Genomic DNA, 26,818 nt, shown 5'->3' on the forward strand with positions numbered 1-26,818 from the left:
GCGCATGCCGGCATTTCGTTTCGAAGCAATCGATGCGGCGGGCAAAGCGCAAAAAGGCGTGCTCGACGCGGACAGCGCGCGCGGCGCGCGGACCAATTTGCGTTCGCAGGGACTGACGCCACTCGTCGTCGAACCGGCTGCGACGCGCACACGTGGTGAGCGCAATCAACGTTTGTCGCTGGGACGGCGTTTGTCGCAGCGCGAGCAGGCGATTCTCACGCGGCAACTGGCCAGCCTGCTGATTGCCGGTCTGCCGCTCGATGAAGCGTTATCGGTATTGACCGAGCAATCGGAGCGCGACTACATCCGCGAGCTGATGGCGTCGATTCGTGCGGAAGTGCTCGGCGGCCATTCGCTCGCCAACGCGCTGACGCAGCATCCGAAAGACTTCCCTGAGATCTATCGGGCATTGGTGGCCGCCGGTGAACATACCGGCAAGCTCGGTCTCGTCCTCTCGCGTCTGGCCGACTACATCGAGCAACGCAACGCGCTCAAGCAGAAGATCGTGCTCGCGTTTACCTACCCGGCGATCGTGACGCTGATCGCCTTCGGTATCGTCACGTTCCTGTTGAGCTACGTGGTGCCGCAAGTGGTGAACGTGTTTGCCAGCACCAAACAGCAACTGCCGATCCTCACCATCATGATGATGGCGCTGTCCGGTTTCGTGCGGCACTGGTGGTGGGCGATGCTGATCGGCGTGGTCGTGCTGGTGTATCTGGTGCGCTCGATCCTGAAGCAGCCCGGCCCGCGCCTCGCGTTCGACCGGTGGCTGTTGACCGCCCCGCTGCTCGGCAAACTCGTGCGCGGCTACAACACTGTGCGCTTTGCCAGCACGCTCGGCATTCTGACGGCGGCCGGTGTGCCGATCCTGCGCGCATTGCAAGCCGCAGCCGAAACGCTCAGCAATGTCGCGATGCGCGAGAACATCGACGATGCGATCGTGCGTGTGCGCGAAGGCACGTCCTTATCGCGCGCGCTCGGCAATACGAAGACATTTCCGCCGGTGCTGGTTCACCTGATCCGTTCCGGTGAAGCGACCGGCGACGTGACGACCATGCTCGATCGCGCGGCCGACGGCGAAGCACGTGAGCTCGAGCGTCGCACGATGTTCCTGACGAGCCTGCTCGAGCCGTTGCTGATTCTGGCGATGGGGGGCGTGGTGCTGGTGATCGTACTGGCGGTGATGCTGCCGATCATCGAGTTGAACAACCTGGTGCAGTAATGCGGAAACCGGGCAGAACGCCCGGTTGGGTCAGCGCACGTAGATGGTAGGACCTGGCGCATTGGCCGGCAGGAACACTTCGGAATGCGCGCCATTGCGGTCGATGATGATCGAGCGGGCGCGGACTTCGGAGAGTTTGGCGCCTTGCATGAGCGCGCTGCCGAGCGACACAGCATGCGGCGGTTCGCCACCGACGCTGACGATGGCCGCGGCGCCTTCCCGCAAAGCGAGGATGCCGAACAGATGCACATCCTGGTTCGCGCTGCGGGTGAGTTGTCCGCCGAACAGCGTGGCAGCCTGATCGGTCGAGACCTGCGTATGCGCGGCGGCGGCGGGCAACGGCGCGCCGGACGTCGTGGAGATCGTGATGACCCAGTAGGTCAGCGTCGCGCAGAACACGGCGAACAGTGCGAGCGACAGAAGGCGGATTTGGATAGCGTTCATGCGCATATTGTACGGACTATTGTGAAAATTGCGTTGGGGTGCCTGGCGGTTTCACGCAACCCTTCAAGAACATGACATTAAAATGACCGGCCGGGCGTGTTCAATGGCATCTTGATTGCCTGGCGCGCGAATTCCGCCCGATCGAAATTTCACCTGAAAAGAGGTAGCAAGCTATGCAATTGTCGACCCTTCGCCGTCATGAAATCGCGGGTCCGCGCAGCCGTCGTCAACGCGGTTTCACGCTGATTGAAATCATGGTCGTGATCGCGATTCTGGGTATTCTGGCCGCGCTGATCGTGCCGAAAATCATGAGCCGTCCGGACGAAGCGCGGCGTGTCGCCGCCAAGCAGGACATTGGCACCGTGATGCAGGCGCTGAAACTCTACCGTCTCGACAACGGCCGTTATCCGACTCAGGAGCAAGGCTTGCGCTCGCTGATCGAAAAGCCGAGCACGGACCCGGTGCCGAACAACTGGAAGGACGGCGGCTACCTCGAACGTCTGCCGAACGATCCGTGGGGCAATAGCTATCAGTATCTGAACCCGGGCGTGCATGGCGAGATCGACGTCTTCAGCTATGGCGCCGATGGTAAAGCGGGCGGCGAAGGCAATGACGCCGACGTAGGGTCGTGGCAATAGACGGGTAGTTGATCGTTCGTGGCCGGCACTATGCGACTGTCTGCTTGCAAGTCCCGTGTGGACACTCCGTGTGCGGCGTCGCTGCCGGGCACGGCGTGCGCCGGCGCGCGTGAATTCAGCGCAGGCCGTCGGAAGCGTGCGGCGGGTTTCACGCTGCTGGAAATGATGGTGGTGCTGGTGATAGCGGGCATTCTGGTATCGCTGACCGCGCTGACGATGACGCGCAACCCGCGCACCGATTTGAACGAAGAAGCGCAGCGTCTCGCGCTGCTGTTCGAGTCGGCCGGCGACGAAGCGCAGGTGCGCGCAAGACCGATCGCATGGCAGCCGCTCGACGGCGGCTTCCGCTTCGATCTGCGTACCGAAGACGGCTGGCGTCCGCTGCGTGACGACCTGCTTGGGCCGCGCAATTGGGAAGGTGGTGTGACTGGCGTCACGATCGATTACCCGGGGTCGGACTCGCACCCGAGCCGTGTCGTGTTCGGCACGGAAGCGATCGACGTACCTGTGCAGATCACGCTGTTTTCTGCCGCGGGGCGCGCGACGATCATCGGCACCGGCAATGGCCGCTATGAGGTGCACTGAGATGCGTCGTTGCAGGAATAAGGGCGCTCGCGAGATGGTCCACGACGCAGAGCGCGGTTTTACGATGATCGAAGTGCTGGTGGCGCTGGCGATCATCGCGATCGCGTTGGCGGCGTCGTTGCGCGCGGTGGGGAGTCTGGCGAGCGGCGAAGCCGATTTGCATCGTCGGCTGCTGGCGGGATGGAGCGCCGACAATACGCTCGCGCAATTGCATTTGACGCATGGCTGGCCGAACGTTGGCTCGACGAGTTTTGACTGCTCGCAGGGCAATCTGGAGTTGATCTGTACCGAGCATGTGACGGCGACGCCGAATCCGGTGTTTCGTCGGGTGGAAGTGATGGTGACGACGCCGGGGCGTTCCGGCAATCTCGCCCAGATGGTCACGGTGGTCGCGAATGAAAACAACCGTTCGCTCTGAGCGCCGCGGCCGATCGGGCGCGCGTGGTTTCACGCTGATCGAGTTGCTGGTCGCGATCGCGATCATGGCGGTGATTGCCGTGCTGTCGTGGCGCGGGCTGGACCAGATCATTCGTGGCCGGCAGACGATCACGAACGCGATGGAAGACGAGCGCGTCTTTGCGCAGCTGTTCGACCAGATGCGGATCGACGCGCGGCAGGCCGCATCGGATGATGAGTCCGGGCAGGCGGCCGTATCGGTTAGTGGCAACGTGCTGCAGATCGTGCGGGAGATGGTATTGCCGGGGACGGCGCCGCGCTTGCAGGTGGTGAGGTATCGCATATCCGAGGGGCGCGTGGTGCGGTATGCGTCGCCGCCGCTGGGGAATGTGGGCGAGTTGCGGGGTGCGCTGCGTGGTGGTGAGGGGAATGGCTGGACGGCGGTACCTTTGATGGGGGGCGTCGGGGCTATTTCTGCTCGGCTGTATGTGCCGAAGGTTGGCTGGACCACGCAGATGAAGGATGTGCAGAGTGCGATTACGGAGAACGATAATAATTTGAAGGTGCCCCAGTTGGGGAATGCGCCGCTGCCGCGGTCGGTGACTGGGCTGGAAGTGAGTGTGGGGGCTAAGTCGTTGGCGCGGCCTGTAACGCGGGTTTTTCTCGTCGGAGAATGAGTATGAGGTTCTCTTCTTTGTCTCCGCGACGCTCTGGGTTTGGGCGCGTGCGCGCGTGCCTTTCGGTTTTGTCTTCTTTGCTTGCCTGGCGGGTTTGTCTGCACGCTTGCGGTGTTGGCCTTTCCTTGATTTGCTTTTGGTCTATTAGCGTTCCCCCTGTGCGGGGGGGCACCTACTTTTCTTTGCCGCCGCAAAGAAAAGTAGGCAAAAGAAAGCGGCTCAAACCGCTAATGCTAAGTGGGCACCGTAGCCTGCAACAGGTAGTGGTGCATCTGGAATCTGTGTTCGTGCACCTCCATACGCTAGTGACAAGGGCGTCATACCTCCCGTCTCACACTGCGTGCTCGCCGGAAGAGCAATTCAATAAACCAGTGGTCCACTTGGTCCCACCCCACTCGCAATTGCTGTCTTTCGCTTGGGTCGCGCATGCAACGCGCAACCAACCAGTCAGGCGCCTCGCCGAGGCGAAGCCGACGGCTCCCGAAGCGAACAAACCCGCCCCCTGGTTTTCAGAACGACTCTTCGGCGCGCGTAGCGCCGCTGGAAGTATGACGCCCTTGTCACTGACGCCGAATGTGAGAGAACACAGATTCCACGGAGCCACTGGCGGTTCTGAGCTACGGTTCCCGCTTAGCATTAGCGGTTTGAGCTGCTTTCTTTTGCCTACTTTTCTTTGCAGCCGGCAAAGAAAAGTAGGTGCCGCCCCGCACAGGGGCAACGCTAATAGACCACTAGCAAAACAAGGAAAGGCCAACACCCTAAGAACACTGACAAAAGCGCAAAGCAGGCAAAAGAGCCGAGCAAAGACCAACGCCGTAGGCAAACACCGAAGCGCCGCGCAGGCAACCCAACGCGGAGCAGCCATCATCAGTGCCCTACTAGTAGTCGCGCTATCAGCGATCCTAGTTTCGGGCATGCTCTGGCGCCAGCAAGTCCAAATCCGAAGGATCGAAAACCAACGCCTCCTCTCCCAGGCGCAATGGGTCGCCCGCGGCGCGCTGGACTGGACGCGCCTGATCCTCCGCTCGGAGGGCGACACCTCAGCAGGCATCACCTACCTGGGCGGCCTATGGGGCGTCCCCATTGCCAAAACCCGTCTGTCGGATTTCCTCGGGCAAATCGGCGAAGTCAGAGCCGACCAAGGCCAGGCAACCTATCTCTCAGGTTCAATCGAAGACGCTCAGGCCAAATTCAACCTCCGTAATCTCGTCTCGAGCCCCGCGCCGGGCGTCATGCAGATCAATACGGAGCAGATCGGCGCCTATCAGCGCCTGCTGGTATCCCTCGGCGTGAATAGCCAACTGGCAAAGAACACTGCAGTGCAGATGCGCGCGAGCCTCGGTCAATCGGCAACACGCTTCCAGACCGTTACGTCCACTACCGGCGCGCCGGCAGCCCCGATCAGCACGGGTGGCGGCGCCACGAGCGGCAGCTTCACCGACAAACCCGGTATGGAAGACGGCGACGACAACGCGGCCGTCGCGCCGCTGCAAATGACCAGCGTCGATTCGCTGCTGGATATTCCTGGCTATACGCCGGAAATGGTCGCGCGCTTGCGGCCGTTCGTCACCGTGCTGCCCACGGTGTCGGCGGTCAACATGAATACGGCCTCCGCCGAAGTGATCGCGGCCATCGTGCCGGGGATGAACCTGTCCGCCGCGCAAGCCTTCGTCGCGCGTCGGCAGACAGTGTTTTTCCATAACGTCAGCGACGTGCAACTCGCCTTGAGCGGCGCCGGCGTACCTTCGGTCGGGATCGATCCGAGTCAAATGGATGTCAACACGAACTACTTTCTGATCCACGGCCGCGTGCAGCACGAACGCGCGGAAGTGGACCGCACGACCCTCGTCTATCGCGACGCATTGACTCACACTACGCGTATCGTGCGGGTACAAGACCAACTATGAATAACGCCTTTCCCAGAGAGAGTGGCCTTTGAGCACACTGATCGTCCTACTGCCGCCGCGTGATCCGGCGGTGCCATCGCAGGAATGGCAACTGCCGGAGTTGCCGTTCGTGCTGCTCGACAAGTCGGGCCGCACCCAACGCGCGGGCCGCTCGGCGCTCGCGCTGCTGCCGCGCGCTACGTCGACGGTGCTGATGGTCGCCGCCCGCGACCTGCTGATGATGCCCGCCAAGCTGCCGCCCTTGCGCGGTCCGAGATTGCGTCAGGCGCTGCCGAATGTCGTCGAGGATCAGCTGATCCAGGACCCGCAAACCTGTCACATCGCCGTCGATCCGCAACCGGTCGCGGGCGGCCGGCAGTTGCTCGCGATCATCGACCGCGGTTGGTTCCGGTTCATCTGCGAGGCCTTTGCCGCCGCCGGTCACCGCAGCGTGCGCGCCGTGCCGGTTACGCGCTGTCTGCCGCAAGCCGTCGCGCTCGACACGCCCGCCGAAGTCGCGGAAATGGTCAACGCGGGCGAGCCGGTTATGGCGGACTCGGCGAGCGTGGCAACATCGCTGCCGGGCGTGGCGCCGGTGATGGCGCCTGGCGTCGCGTCGGTGGTGCCGATGGTGGCGGCCGTGCTCGGCGCCGTCGTCCAGACCGCGCCCGCATTGCTGCTTGGGAGTGAGATCGAAAGCGCGCCGGTCAGTGGCACACCGCGCGTCGAACTGGCGATCGCGCGCGGCGTGCAGGGCGAAGGGCTGGCCGTGCCGGCTAATTCTGTGAACGCGACGCTCAGCGCGCTTGCCGGTGCGGCGCAGATTTCGCTCTACATGCTGACGGAAGTGCCCGGCAACGAGCCGAGTCTCGCGGCGACCAGCCCGGCGAAGCTCGCGGCCCATATCCACGGGGCCAGCCCGCTGCCGTTCGAGCAACTCGCCCGCCGTGCGCTGGAGTGCCGTTTCGACCTGTGTCAGTTCGAGTTCGCCTCGCAGCCGTGGCGGCTCGACCGCGCGACGCTGCGGCGTCTGCGCCTGCCGGTCGCGCTGGCGGTCGCCGCGCTGGTGATCGCGATTATCGGCGCGAACGTGCAGTGGTTGATGCTCGCGCGTCAGCGCGACGCAATCAACACGCAGATGACCGAGCTGCTCCTCAACGCTTTCCCCAAGACGACGGTCGTGCTCGATGCGCCCGACCAGATGTCGCGCCAGTTGCAACAGTTGCGGGTGGCTGCGGGTGAGTTGTCACCGGACGATTTCCTGTCGCTCGCCGATGGCCTCGCGCGTTCGTTGGCGCCGGTGCCGGTCAACGGCATCGCCGCGCTCGACTATCACGACCGGCGTCTCGATGTGACCTTCAAGCCCGAGGTGAAACTCGACCCCGATTTCGCCAAACGTCTCGCGCGCAATGGCCTGACCGGCGCGATCGACAGCAATACCGGCAAGTGGACCATCAGGAACGGACAATGAAAGCTGAACTTGCCCAAAGCTGGGCTGGATTCTGGGACCAGCGCACCGAGCGCGAAAAAACGCTACTGGCATGGGGCGGCGGGGTGCTGGCTGTCGTAATTGCATGGTCGGTGCTGTGGGCGCCGGCACAGGACGGCCGCGCGCATCTGCGTGAATCGCTGCCCAGCTTGCAGCGTCAGCTGGCGCAGATGACCGCGCAGGCGAACGAAGCGCGCCAGCTCTCCGCCGCGGCTCAAGGTGTTGCACCGACCGGCGCGGCGCTGAAGGACGCGCTCACCGCCTCGCTCGGCGATCACGGCCTCGCCGCGACCCAGGTGCAGGTGATCGGCAACATGGTGCAGATCCAGATGAAGAACGTGGCGTTCCCTGCGTGGACGAGCTGGGTCGACGATGCGCGCAAGCAGTTCAAGGTCCAGGTCGCCGAGGCGCACGTGACCGCGCTCAAGGAAGACGGCCAGGTGGATCTGACAGCGTCGATGCAGCCGTCTACCGCGAAATGACCGCGCCGTTACAGGATTTCGCATGACTTACTGGATGCGGCGCCTGCGCGTCGCGCTACCCTGGCTGGCGGTCGCGCTGCTGGCGAACGCAGTCGTGATGCTCACGTTGTTGCCGGCCGCATGGATCACGCCGCAGTTCGGCAGACAAACGCATGGCCACGTCAATCTCGTCAATCCGACCGGCTCACTGTGGCACGGCTCGGCCACGCTGATGCTCGCCGCCGGTTCCGACATGAGCGCGGCGACCCTGCTGCCGGGGCGAATCGAATGGCACACGGCGTTCTGGCCGCTCTTCACCGGCCGTGTGCGGATGACCATGCGGCACAGCGAAGCGATGCCCGACCCGATCACCGTCGATGCGACCCTGCGCAGCGCGACCATCACGCCGGGTGCGTTGGCGGTGCCGGCTTCGTTGCTGAGCGGCCTCGGCGCGCCTTTCAATACGCTCGATCTGCAAGGTGACGTGCGCCTCGCATGGTCCGATTGGCGCAGCTTCAATCAGGAAGCGTTCGGTCAGTTGACCGTGACCCTGAACGACGTCAGTTCGCGCGTCTCGCTGGTCAAGCCACTGGGTTCTTACCGGTTGCTGTTCCAGGCGCAGGGTGTGTCGTCCACGCTGGATCTGACGACTCTCAAGGGGCCATTGATGCTGACCGGCAATGGCACAGTGTCGGCCGTCTCGACATCGTTTCGTGGGACAGCCAGCGCCGCCCCGGAAGCACGCGACAACCTCGCGGGACTGCTGAATCTGTTGGGCCGGCCAAGCGGACCGGACACGGTCGCGTTGACGTTCGTGCACTGAGGCGCTGAGCCGCGGGTCGTAAAAAAAAGAGGCATGGCTGCATTTCGCGGCCATGCCTCTTTTGCTTTGCCTTACCCGGGCGAGTTCTTTGCCTAGTTGCTCTGCGCCGGTTGCGGCGCGGCGCTGCTTTGTGCCACCGGCGTCGCCGACGCCGCAGGCTGCGGTGCTGGCGCCGCCATATCGCCCGTTTCGCGGTTCATTTGCGCCACGTCCCAGCCGCCGCCGAGCGCCTTCACCAGACCCACCGACGACACCATCCGCTGCCCGGCGATGTTCTCCAGCTTCTGCTCAGCCAGGAAGGCCGTGGTCTGCGCGGTCAGCACGTTGACGTAGCCAACCGTACCCGCCTTGTATTCGTTCGTGACGATGGCCAGCGCCTGACGCGCTGAATCCACCGCCTGCTGCTGCACGACGATTTCCTGTTCGAGGATGCGCTGCGAGGCGAGATTATCTTCGACGTCCTGGAACGCGGTCAGAATCGTTTGACGGTACGCGGCGACGTTCTGGTCGTAGGCTGCACGCGCGGCTTCGGTCTTTGCTTCACGCAGGCCGGCGTCGAAGATCGTGGCGGCGAGTTGCGGGCCGAGCGTCCAGAAACGCGACGGCGCGGTCAGCAATTGCGAGAACACCGAATTCTCGAAGCCACCCGTGGCCGACAGCGTCAGCGTCGGGAAGAACGCCGCAATCGCGACGCCGATCTGTTCGTTCGCCGCCGCTGCCTTGCGCTCGGCCGATGCGATATCCGGGCGCCGCTCGAGTAGCGCCGACGGCATCTGCTCAGGCACGGCCGGTGGCGTGGCGGTGAGCGGCATCGGCGGAATCGAGAAGGTCGAGGCCGGTTCGCCGACGAGTACGGCGATCGCGTGCTCGTCCTGCGCGCGCTGCACACCGTTGTCGATTGCCGCCGCCTGTGCCGATTGCAGCTGCGTTTGCGCCTGGATCACGTCCGAGCGCGCGGCGACGCCGGCCGCGTACTGGTTCTGCGTGAGCTGCAGCGAGCGCTGGTAGGCCGCGACGGTGTCGTCGAGCAGCTTCTGGGTGGAGTCGAGCGCGCGCAGCGAGAAATAGGTTTGCGCGAGCGTGGCCTGGGCGGACAGCCGCGCATTCGCCAGATCGGCGGCGGCGCCCTGTTGGCCGGCTTTCTGCGAATTGACCGAACGCGTGACCGAGCCCCACAGGTCCGGCTCCCAGCTTGCGTCGAGTTGCACGTTGAAGCTGTTGCTGACGCTGGAGCGGCTTGAGACGGTCGAATTGCCACTCGACGACGAACCGTTGCCGGAGCGCGTGGCGCCTGCCGATGCACCGATGGTCGGGAAATAGGCCGCGCGCGCTTCGCCCACCAGCGCACGTGCCTGGCGATAGGCGGCGGCAAATTGGGCGATGGTCTGGTTCGACGCGTTCAGCTGGTCTTCGAGCGCGTTGAGTTGCGGGTCCTGGTAGATGGTCCACCAGTCGCCGCGGTCGTGCTGATCGGCCGGCTGGGCGACTTTCCAGCCTGGCGCGGCTTCCTTGTAGGACGCGGGGATCTCGGCCGCGGGCCGTTTGTAGTCGGGGCCGACCACGCAACCGGCCAGCACGGTGGCGAGGGCCGCGGCAACCGCGATAGTCAGGGCGCGGGGCGCAAGCGTCCGCGCGCGCGAGATTCGTTCAAACTGCATGCAATGGATTCCTTCTGGACGCCGCAGTGCGGCCGGTGGCGGCACTGCCGGCCGAGATCATGGCTCTGCCGGAATGTTAGCGTATGGGACCGCTTGGGCGCGGGAAACTGAAAGGGTAATGCGGGGGAAGGCGGAGGTGTGTTACTTAGCGTGTCGGGATGGTTACGTGCTGTTACCGGCCTGGCTGCCGCTGGCGACGGAAAAACGCCGCACAGGCAACGAAGGCCGGTCCCTCGACTAGAGAATCAAACGCGCGAATCCGATGACGTGGGTTGCCGGGCCTGCTTGCCAGCAGCGGCACGACACGGCGCGCCAGAGCGTGCCTGGCAAGGGCCAAGCGGGCTTGCCGCAACAGCGGTGGTCGCGACGACACTCCCCGTCGCAATGACGGACCCCGCCGACTCCACCGGGACGACCTTGCTCTCCTTCTGCCCTCGCCGATGCTCCACCCACGCCAACACCGCGACGCCCACCGATCCACCGGGCAGCACGAACAGCACGGCGAACAACGCGAGTTTCCACCAGCGATGCGGACCTTGAAAGCTGCTCAGCGCGGAGTCGGTCAGGGAGCGGCTCAAGCCGCCAAGGGTGTTTTTGAGGTACAGCATCAGGGAAATCCTTTTGGCACGGCGCCATCGCGGCGTGCAGACAATCGGTCAGAACATGGTCTCGGGTGGCGCGGGTCGCGCGTAACTCGTTGCCTATAATAATATTGACTATGCAATTAAATTTCAAGATACTTTGCTCGCGCGCGGCTGCGGTGTTGTTTTTTGCGCCGTTCGCACGACGCGAAATGAAATTTGACTTGTCTGCTTAGGCAGCTAGAATCCGTTCTGCTCGACGATGTTCCCGGATACACGATGCCCGACGGCCCTTACAACGCGGACGAGATTCACCTCGAATCGAGTCTTGGCTATTACCTGACGAAAGCGCGAAACGTGCTGGTCGAGCGGATGGACCGCGCGGTCAAACCGTTAGGACTGACCGCCCAGCAAATCGGCGTGATTCTGGTGTTATCCGCGCACCGCGCGAGCACGCCGTTCGAGTTGTCGCGCGTCATGTCATACGACAGCGGATCCATGACGCGTCTGCTCGATCGCCTTGAAAAGAAAGGCTTTATCGTGCGAACGCGCAGCGACGCCGACCGCCGGATGGTCAAGCTCGAGCTGACGCCGCAGGGCCACGAAGCGGCGAAGCAATTGCCCAGTCTGGGCGCCGCCGTGCTGAATGAGCAGTTGCGCGGATTTTCCGCCGCCGACCACGCCACCCTGCTCGACCTGCTCGGCCGTTTTATTGCGAATGGGATCGATGCGGGAGGAAGCGCATGTTGCGGCGTCGGACCATCGCAGGACTCGCTGGAAGACTCACCCGAAGAGCCTCCGCCAGGTCACGGCGGACAGTAACCAAGAGGCGTTTTTGAAAGCGCCATCGTTTGAAAATATCTGTCTGGGCAGAGGATGATCCGGCATGTATGCGCGCCGCTTGAAGGGTGCGATAAAGCTGCCGCGACAAGCTTTCCCGGCTGAGGAGAAACACACATGGCTGCCACGGCTTCCGCCGACGCCCTACCCGCCGCCGAACCCGCTCCGCTCAAAGGCGGGGCGCTGGCCTTGCTTACCGTTGGCCTTGCGCTCGGCACGTTCATGGAGGTGCTCGACACCTCGATCGCGAATGTCGCCGTGCCGACTATCTCCGGTAGCCTCGGCGTGGCGACCAGTCAGGGCACTTGGGTCATCTCGTCGTATTCCGTGGCCTCGGCGATCGCCGTGCCGTTGACCGGGTGGCTGGCGCGGCGCGTCGGCGAGGTGCGGCTGTTCACGTTGTCCGTTCTGCTTTTCACGATCGCCTCGGCGCTGTGCGGCTTCGCGCATAACTTCGAGTCGCTGATCGCATTCCGGCTCGTGCAAGGGCTCGTGTCCGGGCCGATGGTCCCGCTTTCGCAGACGATTCTGATGCGTTCGTACCCACCGGAAAAGCGCGGGCTCGCGCTCGGCCTATGGGCGATGACTGTGATTTGCGCGCCGATTTTCGGTCCCGTGATGGGCGGCTATATCACCGACAACTACACATGGCCGTGGATCTTCTATATCAATGTGCCGATCGGGTTGTTCTCGGCGGTGTGCGCGTTCCTGTTGCTACGTGGCCGCGAAACCAAGGTCACCAAACAGCGTATCGATGCGGTCGGCCTCGCATTGCTCGTGATCGGCGTGTCGTGCCTGCAGATGGTGCTCGACCTCGGTAAGGATCGCGACTGGTTCAACTCGACGTTCATCATCACGCTAGCCATTATCGCGGTGGTGTCGATTGCGTTCCTGCTGGTGTGGGAGATGACGGACAAGGAACCCGTTGTCGATCTTTCGCTGTTCAAGGATCGTAACTTCGCGCTCGGCGTGGTGATCATTTCATTCGGGTTTATGGCGTTCTTCGGGTCAGTGGTGATTTTCCCGCTCTGGCTGCAGACGGTGATGGGGTATACCGCTGGGCTTGCCGGTTTGGCGACGGCGCCGGTCGGTATTCTCGCGCTGTTTTTGTCGCCGATGATCGGCAAGAACATGCATCGGCTGAATCTGCGGGTGGTGGCGAGTTTTGCGTTCATCGTGTTTGCGTTTGTGTCGTTCTGGAATTCGACTTTTACGCTCGACGTGCCGTTCAATCATGTGATCTGGCCGCGGTTGGTGCAGGGGATTGGCGTTGCCTGTTTCTTTGTGCCGATGACTACTATTACGCTGTCCAGCGTGTCGGATGAGCGGCTTGCTAGTGCTTCAGGGCTGTCCAACTTCTTTCGGACTTTGTCTGGGGCGATTGGGACGGCCATCAGTACGACGTACTGGGAGAATGACACTATTTATCATCATGCGATGTTGACTGATTCTGTGAACGTCTATTCGGCTAATACCAATGCTTATACCAATGCGTTGGGGAGTATTGGGCTTTCTGGAGATAGCCTCACCGCTCAGTTGAATCAGGTTGTTACTGCACAGGCTTATATGATGGCCACTAATGATTTTTTTCGTATTTCTTGTGCGGCGTTTCTTGTGCTTGCTGTGCTTGTTTGGGTTACTAAGCCCAGGAAGGGGGTTGGGCCTTCTATGGGGCATTGAGCGTTCTTTTTTGCCTTCGGCGGTGGTGCCTTTCCTTGTTTTGTTAGTGGTCTATTAGCGTTGCCCCTGTGCGGGGCGGCACTTACTTTCTTTGCCGCCGCAAAGAAAGATAAGCAAAGAAAGCGGCTAGAAGCCCCTGCTAAGTGGGCACCGTGGTCTGCTGCGGGTAGTGGTGCATCTGGAATCTGGGTTCGTGCCCGTGCATACGCTTGTGACAAGGGAGTCATACTTCCGGCGGCGCTCCGCGCGCCGAAGAGTAATTCCTAAAACCACTCGTCGTGCTTTTGCGTTGGTGGGTGGGTGTGTCTGATTTTTTGTGCGAAGCCAATCGGATCGTTCTACACGCGGTGTCTGGTGAAGCGATCCTCGCAGAGGATCGCGAACCGGTTCGTTGCTGATTGCGTTGCCGCTTTTGCCTCTCCTACTGCGTTATCGCTTCTCCGCTTGTTCCCGGGATCGATTGTCCCTGCGAGGCGTCGGGGTGCATCGCCGTTGGTGATGGTTGCGATGGTTTTGTGGCGCTTTGCGGTGCGCCCGGCGTGTTGCCTCGTACGTATTGCTTGAAGTCGGCGCCCGCCTCCCATGGGTTTGGTTTGCAACCCATCGAGCCGTCGCAATGTGCGGCGAAACCGATCGTTGCTGTGCCGTCCGGGTTCGGGGTGCGTGTGATCTGGTACGCCAGCGCGCGCTTGCCGCCGTCCGGGCCCGATGTCTGGATCAACGTGTCAGTCGATGACTCGATCTTGTACGTCGAATGGCCCGCTACCCAGGTCTGCGCTCGCTGCCACCAGACATCACACTCGGCCTTGCTCGAACACGTCAACGGCGTCGTCGCGATCTGCATCACGTCGGGGTTCACCTGCCCCTGCGTCGAACACCCCGCCGCCACTACGCACACCACAGCCAACAGACCTTTTTTCATCGCGGTGAAGCCTCCCTCTCTGGAGCGTGTCGTCTAAGTTGGACCGTATCCCCAGCACAGTGTTTCATACGCATTTGCGAATGGTTAAACGGACGGAGAATTTGCCGATGCAGTTGGGCCGACGGCGGCGCTTTGCGTAGACGTTACCTAGGCGCAATAAAAAAGCGGCCATGAAGGGCCGCTTTCTACTTCGCAAATGAAAATGCCGTTCAGCGATAACTGAACGGCATGAGTTCTTAGCCTGCTTTTTCCGGCGCGCTGCCTACGTTCGTCGTCGTTTAGACGCTAAACCGGTTCAGCGTGTATGCCCTGTAGGCGGCGACAAATGCGTCGAATGAACCCACCTCTTCTCGTTCAAGCTTGGCCTGCTCTGCCAGCGATTGCGTCGCGAGGTCGGCGAACTCTTTCGTCTGTGCGGCATCCAGCGGGCGTGCGCGGAAATAGGCGGCGTGCGCTTCGCTTTGCTCGAGGCCAAAGGTGAGGAAGCTCTGCTGCTTGTCGCGCATCGTCTGTAGTACGCGTGCGGACGGTGTCAGCGAGGCATCCGCCAGTTTTGCCCGTTGAACCGCCACGGCGCGTGCGTGTGAGTCACCGCCGTGTAGTGCGTCGAGCGTAGCCGCTGCCGAGTCGATCTTGACGAGCAGTTCGTTCGCCCAGTCCGTCATCGCGATCGGGTTGCCGTTGCGCGTCAGTTCGAGGTCCGGTTTGCGACCTTCCATCGTTACGCGGCCGAAGTTCTGATTCGCCTCTGCGTACGCGTCCGGTGGCAGCGTTGCGCTGTCGTCGAGTGCGCAGACCAGCAGGTAGGCGTCCAGAAAACGCGACGTCTCCAGTGAAATGCCGGTCGGCTCAAATGGGTCGATGTCCATGCAGCGCACCTCGACGTATTGCACGCCGCGCGCAGCCAGCGCGTGCAGCGGACGCTCGCCGGGATGCGTGACGCGCTTCGGACGGATCGTCGAATAGAACTCGTTTTCGATCTGCAGTACGTTCGTGTTGATTTGCACCCACTCGCCGTCGCGTTGCGTGCCGATCGCTTCATACGCGGGATACGGCTGGCTCACGGCCTTCGCGAGTGCGTCGAGGTAGCCCGGCAAGGTGTTGTAGTCGGCCTGCAGCGCGGCTTGCGCCGTGGTGTTCGAGTAGCCGAGGTCGCTCATGCGCAAGCTGGTCGCGTACGGGCGGTACAGCGTGTCGGCGTCGAAAGTTTCGAGCGTGTGCTGGCGATCGCGCAGGAAGCGGCGATCCAGTGCCGGCGATGCGCCGAACAGATACATCAACAGCCAGTTGGTGCGGCGGAAATTGCGGATCAGCGCGAGGTAACGGTCGGACTGGAAATCGACGGCGTTTGCCGTGGATTGCTGGTCGGCATGCAATACCCGCCACACTTCTTCGTTCAGCGAATAGTTGTAGTGGATGCCCGCAATGCACTGCATCGTGCGGCCGTAACGGAGCGCGAGGCCAATGCGGTACACGTACTTCAGTTTGCCGATATTCGACGTGCCGTAATGCGCGATCGGAATGCCTTCGTCCGTTTCGGGCAGCAGGCCCGGCATCGAGTTGTTCCACAGAATCTCGTCGCCGAGTTCGGCGTAGACGAAACGATGCAGCGTATCGAGTTTCTCGAGCGTGATCGCGACGTCGTGTTCAGCCGGCGTGATCAGTTCGAGCAACGCCTCGGAATAGTCGGTGGTGAGCGACGGATGCGTGAGCGCCGAGCCGAGCGCGCGCGGATGCGGCGTCATGGCGAGCTTGCCGTCGTGCGTCACGCGCAGGCTTTCCTTTTCGATGCCGCGCAGGCCGCGTATCAGCGCGTCGCGCTGCGGGCCTGTGGTGAGCACGGACAAGCGGTGCGAGAACGTTTCGTTCGTGCGGGAAGGTGTCGTGTTTGGCATTGATGCGAGTCGGGCGTTGTCGGCCGCCATGTGCCGCTTCACTGCTTAGGTGCAGAACTGCGCGGTTGACAACGTTCGGCGGAATTTTCGGGTAGCGGGCACTTTAACATCTCGCCACGACGGCTGCTTGAGGCCGCTCCGGACGGCCTTCCGACGACACAACTTGGCCTGATTTCGGCACGATTCAGCACGAAAGTAGCTGCCCTGCGCCTTACGCTACCCTTCGCGCGCTCGACGCGCGATTCGCTTAGCGTCCCGAGTGCAGCCGCCACGCTAGCCGCGTGCCCACGCCCACGGTCCGCCAGTTCCGTGCTGCCCTCCCCGACCGCTACACCACCTCAGCCGCCGCGCGCGGCGCCGGCCCGATCCGCCACCTCGTTCCATAGATGCATTGCGGCGTACGCGCGCCATGGCCGCCATGTGTCGGTGCGAGTGCGTTGCTGCGTGGGCCGCACGAGCGACGGATCGCGCGCGCAGATTGACTGCATCAGCACGAGGTCCCATGCAGGCCAGGCGTCGGCATCACGCCATGCACGCATCGCCACATACTCGACAGTCCATGGCCCGATGCCAGGCAGTGCCAGCAACGCAGCACGCAGGCTGTCGGCATCGGCGACGTTGCTGTCGAGCGGCACGTCGCCCGAAGCGACTGCCTGCGCGAAGCCCTGCAACGCCGCTACGCGTTTACCCGGCATGCCGATCTTTTCCAGATCTACGGCCGCGAGCGCGGCGGGCGTCGGAAAGCGCCACGCGGTGTTCTCATGCGGATGACCTTCAATGCGCTCGCCGGCACGCTGCACCAATCGTCCGATGATGGTGGTCGCCGCCTTCACGCTGACCTGCTGCCCGACGATCGCGCGCACCACCAGTTCGAAGCCCGACCACGCGCCCGGTACGCGTAGACCCGGCACGGCTTTGATCAACGGCGCAAGCCATGGGTCGGCGCCTAGTTCGTTGCCGATCTTCTTCGGATCAGCATGCAGGTCGAACATCCTCGCGATCGGCGCGGCGAGCGCGTCGGCGTGACGGCTCGCAGGGCCGTCGATGTTCGCAACGATGCAGCGCTTGCGCGGATGCAGGCGTACGGTCAGCGTGCCGCTGTCGCCGGCCCAATCGATCGCGCGGCGATAGGCACCGTCTTCGACGGCTTCGACGCCGGGCGTCGCGCGCCCGCCGAAAAAGCGCAGCAGACGCGGCCAGTCGAAGGGGGGGGTGAAGGGCAGTTCGAGTGTTGCGACGTCGTCAAGCGTGCTCACGCGGCATGGTCCAGGTTGGTGGTGGTTGCGATGGCCGCGTGCTCGCGGCGCTTGGGTTCGTCGCGCGAAACGTCGCCTGCGTGCTGGGCTTCGTTATCGAGCAGTGCGGCCTTGCGCGGCAGGCCCCAGCGGTATCCCGCCAGCGCCCCGCCCTTCTGCACGACCCGGTGACACGGAATCGCCAGCGCGACCGGATTCGTCGCGCACGCGCTCGCCACCGCGCGCACAGCGCGCGGTGAGCCGACCGCTTCCGCGATCTGCGAATAGCTGCGCGTCTCACCGTAGGGAATGCGCCGCAGCGCGTCCCATACACGTTGCCGGAACGCGGTGGCGGCGATATCCAGCGGCAGATCGAAGTCCTGGCGGGTGCCGCGCAGATACGCGTCGATCTGGGCGATGAACGGTGCAAGCCGCGTTGCGTCTTCGACCAGTTCGGCGTTGGCAAACTCGCCGCGCAGATCGTCGACGAGTATCGCCGCATCGTCGCCGAAACCGATTTTGCAGATGCCTTTGTCGGTTGCCGCAATCAGCACGAAACCGAGCGGGGTCGACGCGCTCGCGTAGCGTACGGTGAGCCCGGCGCCTTTGCGGCGAAACGCGGAGGGCGCCATGCCCAATTCGGCTGAAGCGCTGTCGTACATCCGCGATGGCGAGCCGAAGCCGGCGTCGAGCGTGGCGCGCGTCACGTCCGACCCGCTCTGCAGCGCATCGCGCAACGCGGCGCCGCGCTGCGCGGCCTGATACTGACGCGGCGAGACACCCACCACGCGCTTGAACAGGCGCTGCAAGTGGAACGGACTGACGTGCACCGCGTCGCTCAGCTGCGCCAGCGTGAGGCGTTGCTGCGGATCGGCATCCAACGCGGCGCAGGCGCGATTGACGATCTCCAGTTCGCGCGGCAGGCCGCCCGGCTGGCAACGCTTGCAATCGCGATAGCCCGCGGCGCGAGCGGCGTTAGCGTCGGTGAAGAACGCGACATTTTCACGACGCGGCTGGCGCGACGCGCATGACGGGCGACAGAACACGCCCGTCGTTTTGACGGCGAAGAAGAACGCGCCGTCGGCCTGCGGGTCGCGGCGGGTGACGGCCTCCCAACGTTCGGCGTCGGTGGTCCAGCGCGGCGTGCTGGTGGCGGCTTCGTTGCTGATCTCGGTAGTGTCGGTGCGGTTCATGATGGTCCCGGAAAGTCGGTGTCGATGCTCACCAATGTAGGCCGCATGCTGAAACACTACGCCCCGGTTCTTGCTCTGTCATTGCGCTTCCTCGTAGGGCCGGAAGCCCCGCCGGGCGCCCGTTTCGCCTCAAACTGCGACAATTTGGCCCGATATCGGGTTTTCCCTTAAAAAGTTATTGCGTCGCATCAACCCCATGTGTATATTAGTACTTGTCTCCTCCATGTCTCCTCCTGATATGGATTCAGCCCGCTCCACATAGAGCGGGCTTTTTTTCGTCTGAACATTTCTGATCTGCCCCTCGTGGCGGATTCATCACCTGCTCTCGCGGCGCCGTCCTTTCTCCTACACTGGTGGCTGTTCATCCGTTCTGCGGGCCACGCAAGGGGCGTTCGATATGAAAATCCACATTCGCGAGATCGATCACATTGTCATTCGGGCGTCGAACGTTCCGGAGATGACGCGCTTTTACTGCGAGGTGCTCGGTTGCAGCGTCGAGAAGGAGCAGCCCGATCTGGGCCTGACGCAGTTGCGCGCGGGGCGCTCGCTGATCGACCTGTTAAAGGTCGGCGCGAAGCTCGATCACCCCGAAAACGGCGTGCCGGGCGCGGGGCGGAACATGGATCACGTGTGTTTGCGAGTCGAGCCGTTCGACGCCGAGGCGCTCAAGGCGCATCTGGCCGAACACGGCGCGCGGCCTGGCGAGGCGGCTTTGCGCTATGGCGCGGATGGGTTTGGGCAGTCGCTGTATCTGTTCGACCCGGAAGGCAATATGGTCGAACTTAAAGGGCCACCCGAAGCGGCGCGTGTGACGTCGCTGTAACGGGGCGCTGCCAAGGCCGTTAGCGGGCCGAAGAACCTGTCAGCCTACCAGGCGTTGGCAGGCGCCTTCAACACCGTCCACTCGATCTTCACCGCATCGGCATCTGCGCTGCCGAGCCATGCTTCGCCGTCCTGCACGGTGCATTGCAGACGCATGGTCCGTTCGGCGAGCGAGCCGAGCGCGGCGGCGACGTCTTCGCCGAGCGTCCATACCGTCACATTGCGCATGCGTTCGACCTTGCTGCGCACGCCCTGCCACCAGATGTCCGACGTGCGGCCGCCATAAGCGATCACGATCACTTCGTTCGAGCGGCCGCTCGCCTTGGCAATGCGCCGTTCGTCGGGCTGGCCGACTTCGATCCAGGTTTCAATCGCGCCGGTGAGGTCCTTCTGCCACAGATCCGGCTCGTCGACATCCGACAAACCTTTGCAGAATTCGAGGCGTTCCTGCGCGAACAGCGCGAACGCGGCGACGCGGACCATCATCCGTTCGTCGGTTTCCGAGGGATGGCGGGCGATCGTCAGGGAATGGTCGGCGTAATAGTGCCGGTCCATGTTGGCGATCTGCAGTTCCGCCTTGTAAATCGTCGATTTGAGAGCCATGCCGTTACTAAACCAGGCGCTCACTCCACCGGAGGCGGAGCGAACAGAAAAAGAATCGTCGACGGCGCGTTGCCGTTTTCCGTGTTTGTTGTACATCGCGTGTTCCTCCCGGGCCGAAAAAACCGGCTGCAATTGCGACTATTGCAACGGGAGAAGCATTTATCGCGCCACTGTCGGCTCGAAAGCAGTGCCATACACCTCGGCAGCGGCTGCCCGTAAGGCTTCGAGCACGACGGAGGCCGCTGGCGAAAGCAGATGCGACTGGCGCGTGATGATACCGAATGTATCCATTCTGCACGGTAAATCGATCGGTACCTGCTTGAGAACACCGTACTGTTGGTACTGACGCGCCACTTCGTCAGGTAAAACCGCCAACATGTCGCTTTGAAGTAATAAGCTCGAAATCGCCAAAAAATTGTTGGTATTGACGACGTTTTGGGGTGGATTCAGTCCGATCTGCGAAAACATCAGATCAAAGCGGTGACGCAAAACGCTGCCCGGCGGGTGCAAAACCCAACTCGCGTTGACGATTCCACGCAGTGTCAAACCTGTTTCATTTTCGAGAGGATGGCCGGGACGCGCCACCACGCACAGCGGCTCGTCGGCGAGCGGCTCGTAGCGGACTTCCGCCTTGAACTGGTTCTGCCGCTCCAGTACCCGGCCGATCATGATGTCCAGTTCGCCTTCGGCGAGCTTCGGCAGCATCACGTCCGACGTTTCCACCTCCACCCAGATTTGCAACTGCGGATAGCGTTCCTTCACGCTGGCGATGGCGCGCGGCACCATCGTCGCAGCCGCCGCGGCGATCACGCCGATCCGTACCTGGCCGGCCAGACCGGCGCGCAGGGCCGAGATTTCATCGTGTGCGTGGCTGAGATTCGAGAGCACCATGCGCGCGTGACGGATCATCACTTCGCCGTACAGCGTGGCGTGCATGCCGTGCGGTGTGCGGTCGAACAGACTCACCTCCAGCATGTCCTCCAGCTCTTTCAGAAGCCGCGACGCGGCGGGCTGGGTCATGCCGAGCACGTCGGCGGCGCGCCGGACGTTGCCCTCCTCTTCCATTGCCGCAAGCAGCAGCAACTGTCGCGTTTTAAGCCGCGCCCGCACGAACCAGTTCGAGTAGCTACGCGTCATGGCCTGTCTCCCTATGCGGCTCGATGCCGTCTATCGGACGATTTGCCGTCGTTGAGTCTCCATCATGCCATATCGAAATTGATATCGGGATGGCCGAAAAAGGGATTGGAAAGTTATTGGGGCGGCTCATACCATTCGTGGACTTTCTGAGCTTCCCCATGTGGCGCCCTCCCGTCGATGAATCGTGATCCGCTCGTCCCGCTCGTTGCCAGTCCGTTTCGCCATTACATCAATGGCGGATGGGAGACGGGCGCGACCACCGGCGTGTCGCTCAATCCGTCGGATCTGGATGAACCCGTCGGCGACTATGTGCGGGCCGATGCAAGGCAAACCGATACGGCTATCGAAGCGGCCAGCGCGGCGTTCCGCGAATGGTCGCTGGGTTCGGCGCAGCGCCGCGCGGATGCGCTCGATGCGATCGGCAGCGAGATGCTGGCGCGACGTGACGAACTGGGCCGGCTGCTCGCGCGCGAAGTCGGCAAGCCGTTGTCCGAGGCCTTGACCGAAGCTACGCGCGCCGGACAGATTTTCAAATTCTTCGCTGCAGAGGCACTCCGCGCGTTTGCCGAACCCGTGGCGTTGGCGCGCGCCGGCGTCGAGATCGATGTGACGCGCGAACCGCTCGGCGTCATCGGCATCATTGCGCCTTGGAGCGCGCCGCTGGCGATTGCCGCCGCCAAGATCGGCGCTGCCCTCGCCCACGGCAATTGCGTGGTCTTCAAACCGGCCGAATCGGCAGCAGGTTGCGCGGCGGCGCTGGCATCGATTATCAGCCGCGCAGGTTTTCCGGCCGGCGTGTTCAATCTCGTGATGGGCAGTGGGCGGCAGGTCGGCGCGCGGATCGCCGCGCATCCGTTGGTGGCGGCGATCAGTTTCACCGGGTCGGCAGAAACCGGCACACGTGTGCTGCAGGTTGCCGCTGCAAGGCAAGCCCGTGTGCAGCTGGAAATGGGCGGCAAGAATCCCTTCGTGGTGCTGGGTGATGCCGACCTCGACAGCGCTGTCGATGCAGCCCTCAGCGGCGCGTATGGTTCCACCGGCCAATGCAGTACGGCTGCGTCGAGGTTGATCGTCGAACGTGCAGTGTTCGAGCCGTTCGTCGACGCATTGCGGACGAAGCTCGCGAGGCTCAACGTCGATCACGCACTGAAGCACGGCACGGATGTGGGTCCGGTCGCCAACGCCGCGCAATTGGAGCGCAACCTCGACTACGTGCGAGTTGGTCAGGAGGAAGGCGCGCAACTGCTGCACGGCGGCCGACAGCTCGAGCGCGCGACACGTGGCTACTTTTTCGAACCGGCTTTGTTTATCGGCGAACCCGAACACCGCATCGCACGGGAAGAGATCTTCGGTCCGCTCGCCGTCGTGCTGAAAGCCGACGACTACGACCACGCACTGCATCTCGCGAACGACTCCGCTTACGGTCTATGCGCCGGCATCTGCACGCGCTCCTTGAGTCGCGCGCGGCATTTCCGCCGCCACGCGCAATGCGGCCTCGTCACGATCAATCTGCCGACGACCACCGTCGAGCATTGCGCGCCTGGTGGCGGCCGCAAGGCATCGGCCTACGGCGCAACTGATTCAGCGTTCTGCACGGCCGTGAAAACGGCCTACGTTGCGGGTTGATGGCCATGAGACTCGCTTACCACGCCACATCTCCCACGGCTCAGTCCGCTGCCCGTTGCAGCGCTGTAGCTGCCGTGTATCTCGCTGTTCACTCGGCCGCGAATCTCATTGCTCAGCATGCCGCGCATTGCACAGCGCCCGCTGCCGCGATCCGAACGGTTCACCCCATCGCCCATCCACGCCCCGGCTGACGCCGCCGTGCATTCCCCGCTGCAAATAAACGAAACCAATGCAGCTTTCCAACCTCAGGAGACAAGTATGACCAGCAAGCTTCGCCGTTTGACGCTATCCGCGATCGCAGCCGTGGCTCTCGCCGCACCCTTTGCCGCACAATTCTCGGCGCACGCCGATCAGCCGCTGAAAGTCGGCTTCCTCGTGAAGATGCCGGAACAGGCGTGGTTCATCAACGAACAGAAAGCCGCCAGCGCGCTCGGCCAGAAAGACGGCTTCGCGGTGGTCAACATCGGCACGCCCGACGGCGAAAAAGTGCTGGCCGCGATCGATAATCTCGGCGCGCAAGGCGCCAAAGGCTTCGTGATTTGCGCGCCCGACGTGCGGCTCGGACCGGCGATCCAGGCGCGTGCGAAGCGCTACAACATGAAGTTCGTCACGGTCGACGATCAACTCGTTGACTCCACCGGCAAGCCGCTGCCGAACGTGCCGCATCTGGGCATGTCCGCGTTCAAGATCGGCAATCAGGTCGGCACGGCGATCTCCGAAGAGATGAAGCGCCGCGGCTGGAAGCCGGAAGAAGTCGGCGCGCTGCGCATCACGAACTACGAACTGCCGACCGCCAAACTGCGCACCGACGGCGCAACGGAATCGCTGTTGGCCGGCGGCTTCAAGAAGGAAAACATCTTCGACGCGCCGCAAAAGACCACCGATGACGAAGGCGGTTTCAACGCATCGTCGCCGGTACTCGCGCAGCATCCGAACATCAAGAAGTGGGTGATCTTCGCGTTGAACGAGGAAAGCGTGCTGGGCGGCGTTCGCGCGACCGAACAACTGCACATTCCGGCGGCGGACGTGATCGGTGTCGGCATCAACGGTGCGGGCGAAGCGTTTGCCGAGTTCCAGAAGAAGGAACCGACGGGCTTCTACGGCACGATCGCCGTGAGCTCGACGATGCACGGCAAGGAGAGCACGGAGAACCTCGTCGAGTGGATCAAGGACGGCAAGCAGCCGCCCGCCGACACGCAAACCACCGGCAAGCTGATGGTGCGCGGCAACTGGCAGGACGTGCGTAAAGAGCTCGGAATTTAAGCGGTATTCGAGTTTGCACACTGCGGGCCTTTTTCACGTTCACGCTGACGTCAACGCGAGATCGGCCCGCACAGCTTGTCCACCCGCTAGAGGCTTTTGATGACGGTTTCTCACACTGGCGAAATGGCGTCGCCCACGCAAGCGCCCTCGCCTACGCTTGCGTCGACTGATTCGTATCTGCAACTCGACGGCATCACCGTGCGCTTTCCCGGCGTGCTCGCGCTCGACCAGGTGTCGCTCGACGTGCGGCGCGGCGAAGTACACGGGCTGATGGGTGAAAACGGCGCCGGCAAATCGACGCTGCTCAAAGTGCTGTCCGGCGTGAACCAGCCGGCGGCGGGGACCTTGCTGCTCGATGGTGTCGAGCAGCAGTTCGTCACCACCAAGGCGGCCATCGCGGCGGGCGTCGCGATCATCTATCAGGAACTGCATCTGGTGCCTGAATTGACGGTTGCAGAAAACCTGATGCTCGGCGCCCTGCCCAACCGCTTCGGCGTGCTCGATGAGAAGGCGCTGGTTGCACGTGCGGTGCGCGAGCTGGAACGACTCGGCGAAAAAATCGATCCGTCGCAGCAGGTGAAGAATCTCTCGATCGGTCAGCGGCAGATGATCGAAATCGGCAAGGCGCTGATGCGCGACGCGCGTGTGATTGCGTTCGACGAACCGACGAGCTCGTTGTCGTCGCGCGAAACCGCGCAGCTGTTCCGGATCATTCGCGCATTGAAGGCCGAGGGCCGCGCGATTATCTATGTCACACATCGGATGGATGAAGTCTACGAACTATGCGACCGCGTGACGGTGTTTCGCGACGGTCGCCGCATCGATACGTTCGAAGCCGGCTACGGACTTGATCGCGATCGCCTGATCAGTTGCATGGTGGGGCGTTCAATCGCCGACGTGTACGGCTACCGCTCACGCGAACTGGGCGGCCTGCAACTCGAAGTCAAGGACCTGATGGGACGCGGCTTGTGCGAACCGGCCTCGTTCACCGCACGCAAAGGTGAAATCGTCGGGTTCTTCGGTCTGGTGGGTGCGGGCCGTTCCGAGCTGATGAAACTGATTTACGGCGCCGTCAAACCGAGCGCCGGTGAGATCACGCTGAAGGGAAAACGCGTGCGTTTCACCACGCCGCGCGATGCCGTGCGTGCCGGCGTCGCACTGTGTCCGGAAGATCGCAAACAGGAAGGCATCGTCTCGATTGCTTCTGTGTCGGACAACCTCAACATCAGTTGCCGCCGTCACTTCAGCCGTTTCAACGTGCTCAACGGCCGCAAGGAAGCGCAAACCGCCAAAGAGTTCATTGGCAAGCTCTCGATCAAAACGCGTAACGGCGAGACACCGATCGGCACCCTCTCCGGCGGTAATCAGCAGAAGGTGATTCTGTCGCGCTGGCTCGCCGAAGACATCGATGTGTTCCTGATGGATGAACCCACGCGTGGCATCGACGTCGGCGCGCGCAGCGAAATTTACGGCCTGCTGTATGGGCTCGCTGAAGCGGGTCGCACGGTGATCGTCGTGTCGAGCGATCTGGCCGAAGTGATCGGCGTGGCGGATCGCGTGATCGTGATGAAGGAAGGCTGCATCGTCGGCAATCTGCCGAAGGCGCAGGCCACGCCGGATGCGCTGATCAAGCTTGCGCTGCCACGCTGAGGACACCGCGTTCGCGAATCAACCGAAGAACACTGAATGCAACCGACGGCAACTGCGTCACGCCATCGAAAACGGAATAGACATCATGCAGACACCCTCAACCGACTCCTCTACGCCAGCCATCGCTTCCTCGGGCCTGAGCGCGCGCGCCGCGCGCACCTGGGACCTGATCAACAAGTCCGGCATTGTGATGGTGTTCATCATCCTGTTCGCGGCTTTGTCGTTCACCGTGCCGGATTTCTTGAGCTCGCGAAACATCCAAGGCTTGCTGCTCTCCGTCACGCTAATTGGTTCGATATCCGTAACGATGATGTTCGTGCTCGCGCTCGGCGAAGTAGATTTGTCGGTGGCGTCGATCGTTGCGTTCGCGGGTGTGGTGGCGTCCACCCTGATTACCGCGACGCATAGCGTGACGCTGGGCATCGCGGCCGGTGTGCTCGCTGGCGGCGCGGTCGGACTGGTCAACGGCGTGCTGGTTGCGCGCTACAAGATCAACTCGCTGATCGTCACGCTTGCGATGATGGAGGTCGTGCGCGGCCTCGCTTTCATCACGTCGAACGGTGACGCGGTGATGATTTCAGAAGAGCGTTTCTTCGACCTCGGCGGCGGCGCGTTCCTCGGTATTTCCTATCCGATCTGGAGCAACATTGTCGGCTTCGTGCTGTTCGGTTTTCTGCTGAAGAAAACCGTGTTCGGCAAAAACGTGCTGGCCGTGGGTGGCAATAGCGAGGCCGCTTTGCTCGCGGGCTTGCCGGTCACCCGAATCAAGATCACAGTGTTCGTATTGCAGGGCCTCGTCACGGGCTTTGCCGGCGTGATGCTGGCGTCACGCATGAGTCTCGGCGACCCGAAAACGTCGGTCGGTCTCGAACTCGGCGTGATCTCCGCGTGCGTGCTCGGTGGCGTCTCGCTGACGGGTGGCGTCGCAACGATTTCCGGTGTGCTGGTCGGCGTGCTGATCATGGGTTCCGTGCAGGACGCAATGAGCCTGATGAACGTGCCGACCTTCTACCAATACCTGATTCGCGGCGGGATTCTGCTGCTCGCGGTGTTGTTCGATCAGTACCGCCGCAGCAAGCGCGTGCACTGACA

Annotated in this window: 25 protein-coding genes; 16 read left to right on the forward strand and 9 right to left on the reverse strand. The window is 62.7% G+C overall.

From position 1 onward, the window contains the following. Nucleotides 1-4 precede the first annotated feature (4 nt). Nucleotides 5-1,222 carry a type II secretion system inner membrane protein GspF gene (gene gspF / locus BM438_RS12170; RefSeq protein WP_093634517.1) on the forward strand — a complete coding sequence of 406 codons (1,218 nt, stop codon included), beginning with the start codon at nt 5-7 and terminating at the stop codon, nt 1,220-1,222. A gap of 30 nt (nt 1,223-1,252) precedes the next feature. Here gspF and BM438_RS12175 read toward each other — a convergent pair whose 3' ends face one another. After that, nucleotides 1,253-1,666, reverse strand: a complete 414-nt coding sequence (locus BM438_RS12175) for a type II secretion system protein N (RefSeq protein WP_093634673.1) — start codon at nt 1,664-1,666, stop codon at nt 1,253-1,255. 173 nt (nt 1,667-1,839) lie between these two features. Here BM438_RS12175 and gspG point away from each other — a divergent pair, with 173 nt between their 5' ends. The 8 genes from gspG (at nt 1,840) to BM438_RS12215 (ending at nt 8,621) form a co-directional block, all read left to right on the forward strand. Further along, on the forward strand, nt 1,840-2,304 hold the full coding sequence (gene gspG / locus BM438_RS12180) for a type II secretion system major pseudopilin GspG (protein ID WP_093634518.1): 465 nt from the start codon (nt 1,840-1,842) through the stop codon (nt 2,302-2,304). Between the two features lie 30 nt (nt 2,305-2,334). Next, nucleotides 2,335-2,889 (forward strand): GspH/FimT family pseudopilin, encoded by a 555-nt coding sequence (locus BM438_RS12185; RefSeq protein ID WP_093634519.1) that lies wholly within the window; start codon nt 2,335-2,337, stop codon nt 2,887-2,889. 1 nt (nt 2,890) lies between these two features. Then, the gene (gene gspI / locus BM438_RS12190; RefSeq protein ID WP_093634520.1) at nt 2,891-3,307 is read left to right on the forward strand and encodes a type II secretion system minor pseudopilin GspI; all 417 of its coding nucleotides are present in this window, start codon (nt 2,891-2,893) and stop codon (nt 3,305-3,307) included. Further along, the gene (locus tag BM438_RS12195; RefSeq protein WP_093634521.1) at nt 3,285-3,962 is read left to right on the forward strand and encodes a PulJ/GspJ family protein; all 678 of its coding nucleotides are present in this window, start codon (nt 3,285-3,287) and stop codon (nt 3,960-3,962) included. Before gspI ends, BM438_RS12195 begins: the two co-directional genes overlap by 23 nt. A 548-nt stretch (nt 3,963-4,510) precedes the next feature. Then, nucleotides 4,511-5,869 carry a type II secretion system minor pseudopilin GspK gene (gene gspK, locus BM438_RS12200; protein WP_234487711.1) on the forward strand — a complete coding sequence of 453 codons (1,359 nt, stop codon included), beginning with the start codon at nt 4,511-4,513 and terminating at the stop codon, nt 5,867-5,869. Nucleotides 5,870-5,897: 28 nt separating this feature from the next. Next, nucleotides 5,898-7,319, forward strand: a complete 1,422-nt coding sequence (gene gspL, locus BM438_RS12205; protein WP_093634522.1) for a type II secretion system protein GspL — start codon at nt 5,898-5,900, stop codon at nt 7,317-7,319. After that, nucleotides 7,316-7,819: a type II secretion system protein M gene (locus BM438_RS12210; RefSeq protein WP_093634523.1), complete on the forward strand. Its 504-nt coding sequence runs from the start codon at nt 7,316-7,318 to the stop codon at nt 7,817-7,819. Before gspL ends, BM438_RS12210 begins: the two co-directional genes overlap by 4 nt. A 22-nt stretch (nt 7,820-7,841) precedes the next feature. Then, nucleotides 7,842-8,621 carry a type II secretion system protein N gene (locus BM438_RS12215; protein ID WP_093634524.1) on the forward strand — a complete coding sequence of 260 codons (780 nt, stop codon included), beginning with the start codon at nt 7,842-7,844 and terminating at the stop codon, nt 8,619-8,621. A gap of 92 nt (nt 8,622-8,713) precedes the next feature. Here the strand turns inward: BM438_RS12215 and BM438_RS12220 are convergent, their stop codons facing one another. After that, a complete protein-coding gene (locus BM438_RS12220; RefSeq protein WP_093634525.1) occupies nt 8,714-10,279 on the reverse strand; it encodes an efflux transporter outer membrane subunit in 1,566 nt (521 codons plus the stop codon). Between the two features lie 245 nt (nt 10,280-10,524). Further along, a complete protein-coding gene (locus BM438_RS12225; RefSeq protein ID WP_093634526.1) occupies nt 10,525-10,887 on the reverse strand; it encodes a hypothetical protein in 363 nt (120 codons plus the stop codon). A 252-nt stretch (nt 10,888-11,139) separates the two neighbouring features. Between BM438_RS12225 and BM438_RS12230 the strand changes: the two genes are divergently transcribed. After that, nucleotides 11,140-11,682: a MarR family winged helix-turn-helix transcriptional regulator gene (locus tag BM438_RS12230; RefSeq protein WP_093634527.1), complete on the forward strand. Its 543-nt coding sequence runs from the start codon at nt 11,140-11,142 to the stop codon at nt 11,680-11,682. Between the two features lie 135 nt (nt 11,683-11,817). Further along, a complete protein-coding gene (locus tag BM438_RS12235) occupies nt 11,818-13,380 on the forward strand; it encodes a DHA2 family efflux MFS transporter permease subunit (protein WP_093634528.1) in 1,563 nt (520 codons plus the stop codon). Nucleotides 13,381-13,801: 421 nt separating this feature from the next. On the opposite strand, the gene BM438_RS12240 is transcribed toward BM438_RS12235, so the two are convergent. From BM438_RS12240 to ada, 4 genes are all read right to left on the reverse strand, one after another. Further along, on the reverse strand, nt 13,802-14,302 hold the full coding sequence (locus tag BM438_RS12240) for a hypothetical protein (protein ID WP_093634529.1): 501 nt from the start codon (nt 14,300-14,302) through the stop codon (nt 13,802-13,804). 278 nt (nt 14,303-14,580) lie between these two features. Further along, a complete protein-coding gene (gene gshA, locus BM438_RS12245) occupies nt 14,581-16,197 on the reverse strand; it encodes a glutamate--cysteine ligase (RefSeq protein WP_093634675.1) in 1,617 nt (538 codons plus the stop codon). A gap of 338 nt (nt 16,198-16,535) precedes the next feature. After that, on the reverse strand, nt 16,536-17,453 hold the full coding sequence (locus BM438_RS12250) for a DNA-3-methyladenine glycosylase family protein (protein WP_093634530.1): 918 nt from the start codon (nt 17,451-17,453) through the stop codon (nt 16,536-16,538). After that, nucleotides 17,450-18,625: a bifunctional DNA-binding transcriptional regulator/O6-methylguanine-DNA methyltransferase Ada gene (gene ada, locus BM438_RS12255; protein WP_093634531.1), complete on the reverse strand. Its 1,176-nt coding sequence runs from the start codon at nt 18,623-18,625 to the stop codon at nt 17,450-17,452. The genes BM438_RS12250 and ada overlap by 4 nt, the downstream gene beginning before the upstream one ends. Before the next feature lie 397 nt (nt 18,626-19,022). Between ada and BM438_RS12260 the strand changes: the two genes are divergently transcribed. After that, the gene (locus tag BM438_RS12260) at nt 19,023-19,448 is read left to right on the forward strand and encodes a VOC family protein (RefSeq protein WP_093634532.1); all 426 of its coding nucleotides are present in this window, start codon (nt 19,023-19,025) and stop codon (nt 19,446-19,448) included. Nucleotides 19,449-19,492: 44 nt separating this feature from the next. Here BM438_RS12260 and BM438_RS12265 read toward each other — a convergent pair whose 3' ends face one another. Then, nucleotides 19,493-20,050 carry a YaeQ family protein gene (locus BM438_RS12265; protein WP_054037178.1) on the reverse strand — a complete coding sequence of 186 codons (558 nt, stop codon included), beginning with the start codon at nt 20,048-20,050 and terminating at the stop codon, nt 19,493-19,495. A gap of 159 nt (nt 20,051-20,209) precedes the next feature. Further along, complete coding sequence (locus BM438_RS12270; protein WP_093634533.1) at nt 20,210-21,187, reverse strand: LysR family transcriptional regulator; 978 nt, start codon at nt 21,185-21,187, stop codon at nt 20,210-20,212. A 177-nt stretch (nt 21,188-21,364) separates the two neighbouring features. Between BM438_RS12270 and BM438_RS12275 the strand changes: the two genes are divergently transcribed. The 4 genes from BM438_RS12275 (at nt 21,365) to araH (ending at nt 26,816) form a co-directional block, all read left to right on the forward strand. Next, nucleotides 21,365-22,813, forward strand: coding sequence for an aldehyde dehydrogenase family protein (locus tag BM438_RS12275; protein WP_093634534.1), 1,449 nt, complete (start codon nt 21,365-21,367; stop codon nt 22,811-22,813). 258 nt (nt 22,814-23,071) lie between these two features. Then, complete coding sequence (locus tag BM438_RS12280; protein WP_093634535.1) at nt 23,072-24,076, forward strand: arabinose ABC transporter substrate-binding protein; 1,005 nt, start codon at nt 23,072-23,074, stop codon at nt 24,074-24,076. Between the two features lie 99 nt (nt 24,077-24,175). Continuing rightward, nucleotides 24,176-25,726, forward strand: coding sequence for an L-arabinose ABC transporter ATP-binding protein AraG (gene araG, locus BM438_RS12285; protein WP_093634536.1), 1,551 nt, complete (start codon nt 24,176-24,178; stop codon nt 25,724-25,726). An 85-nt stretch (nt 25,727-25,811) separates the two neighbouring features. Continuing rightward, entirely contained in the window at nt 25,812-26,816 is a 1,005-nt protein-coding gene (araH, locus tag BM438_RS12290; protein ID WP_093634676.1) for an L-arabinose ABC transporter permease AraH, read from the forward strand. The last annotated feature ends 2 nt before the right edge of the window (nt 26,817-26,818 follow it).

The organism is Paraburkholderia aspalathi, from assembly GCF_900116445.1.
In the GTDB taxonomy this organism is placed as follows: Bacteria; Pseudomonadota; Gammaproteobacteria; order Burkholderiales; family Burkholderiaceae; genus Paraburkholderia; species Paraburkholderia aspalathi.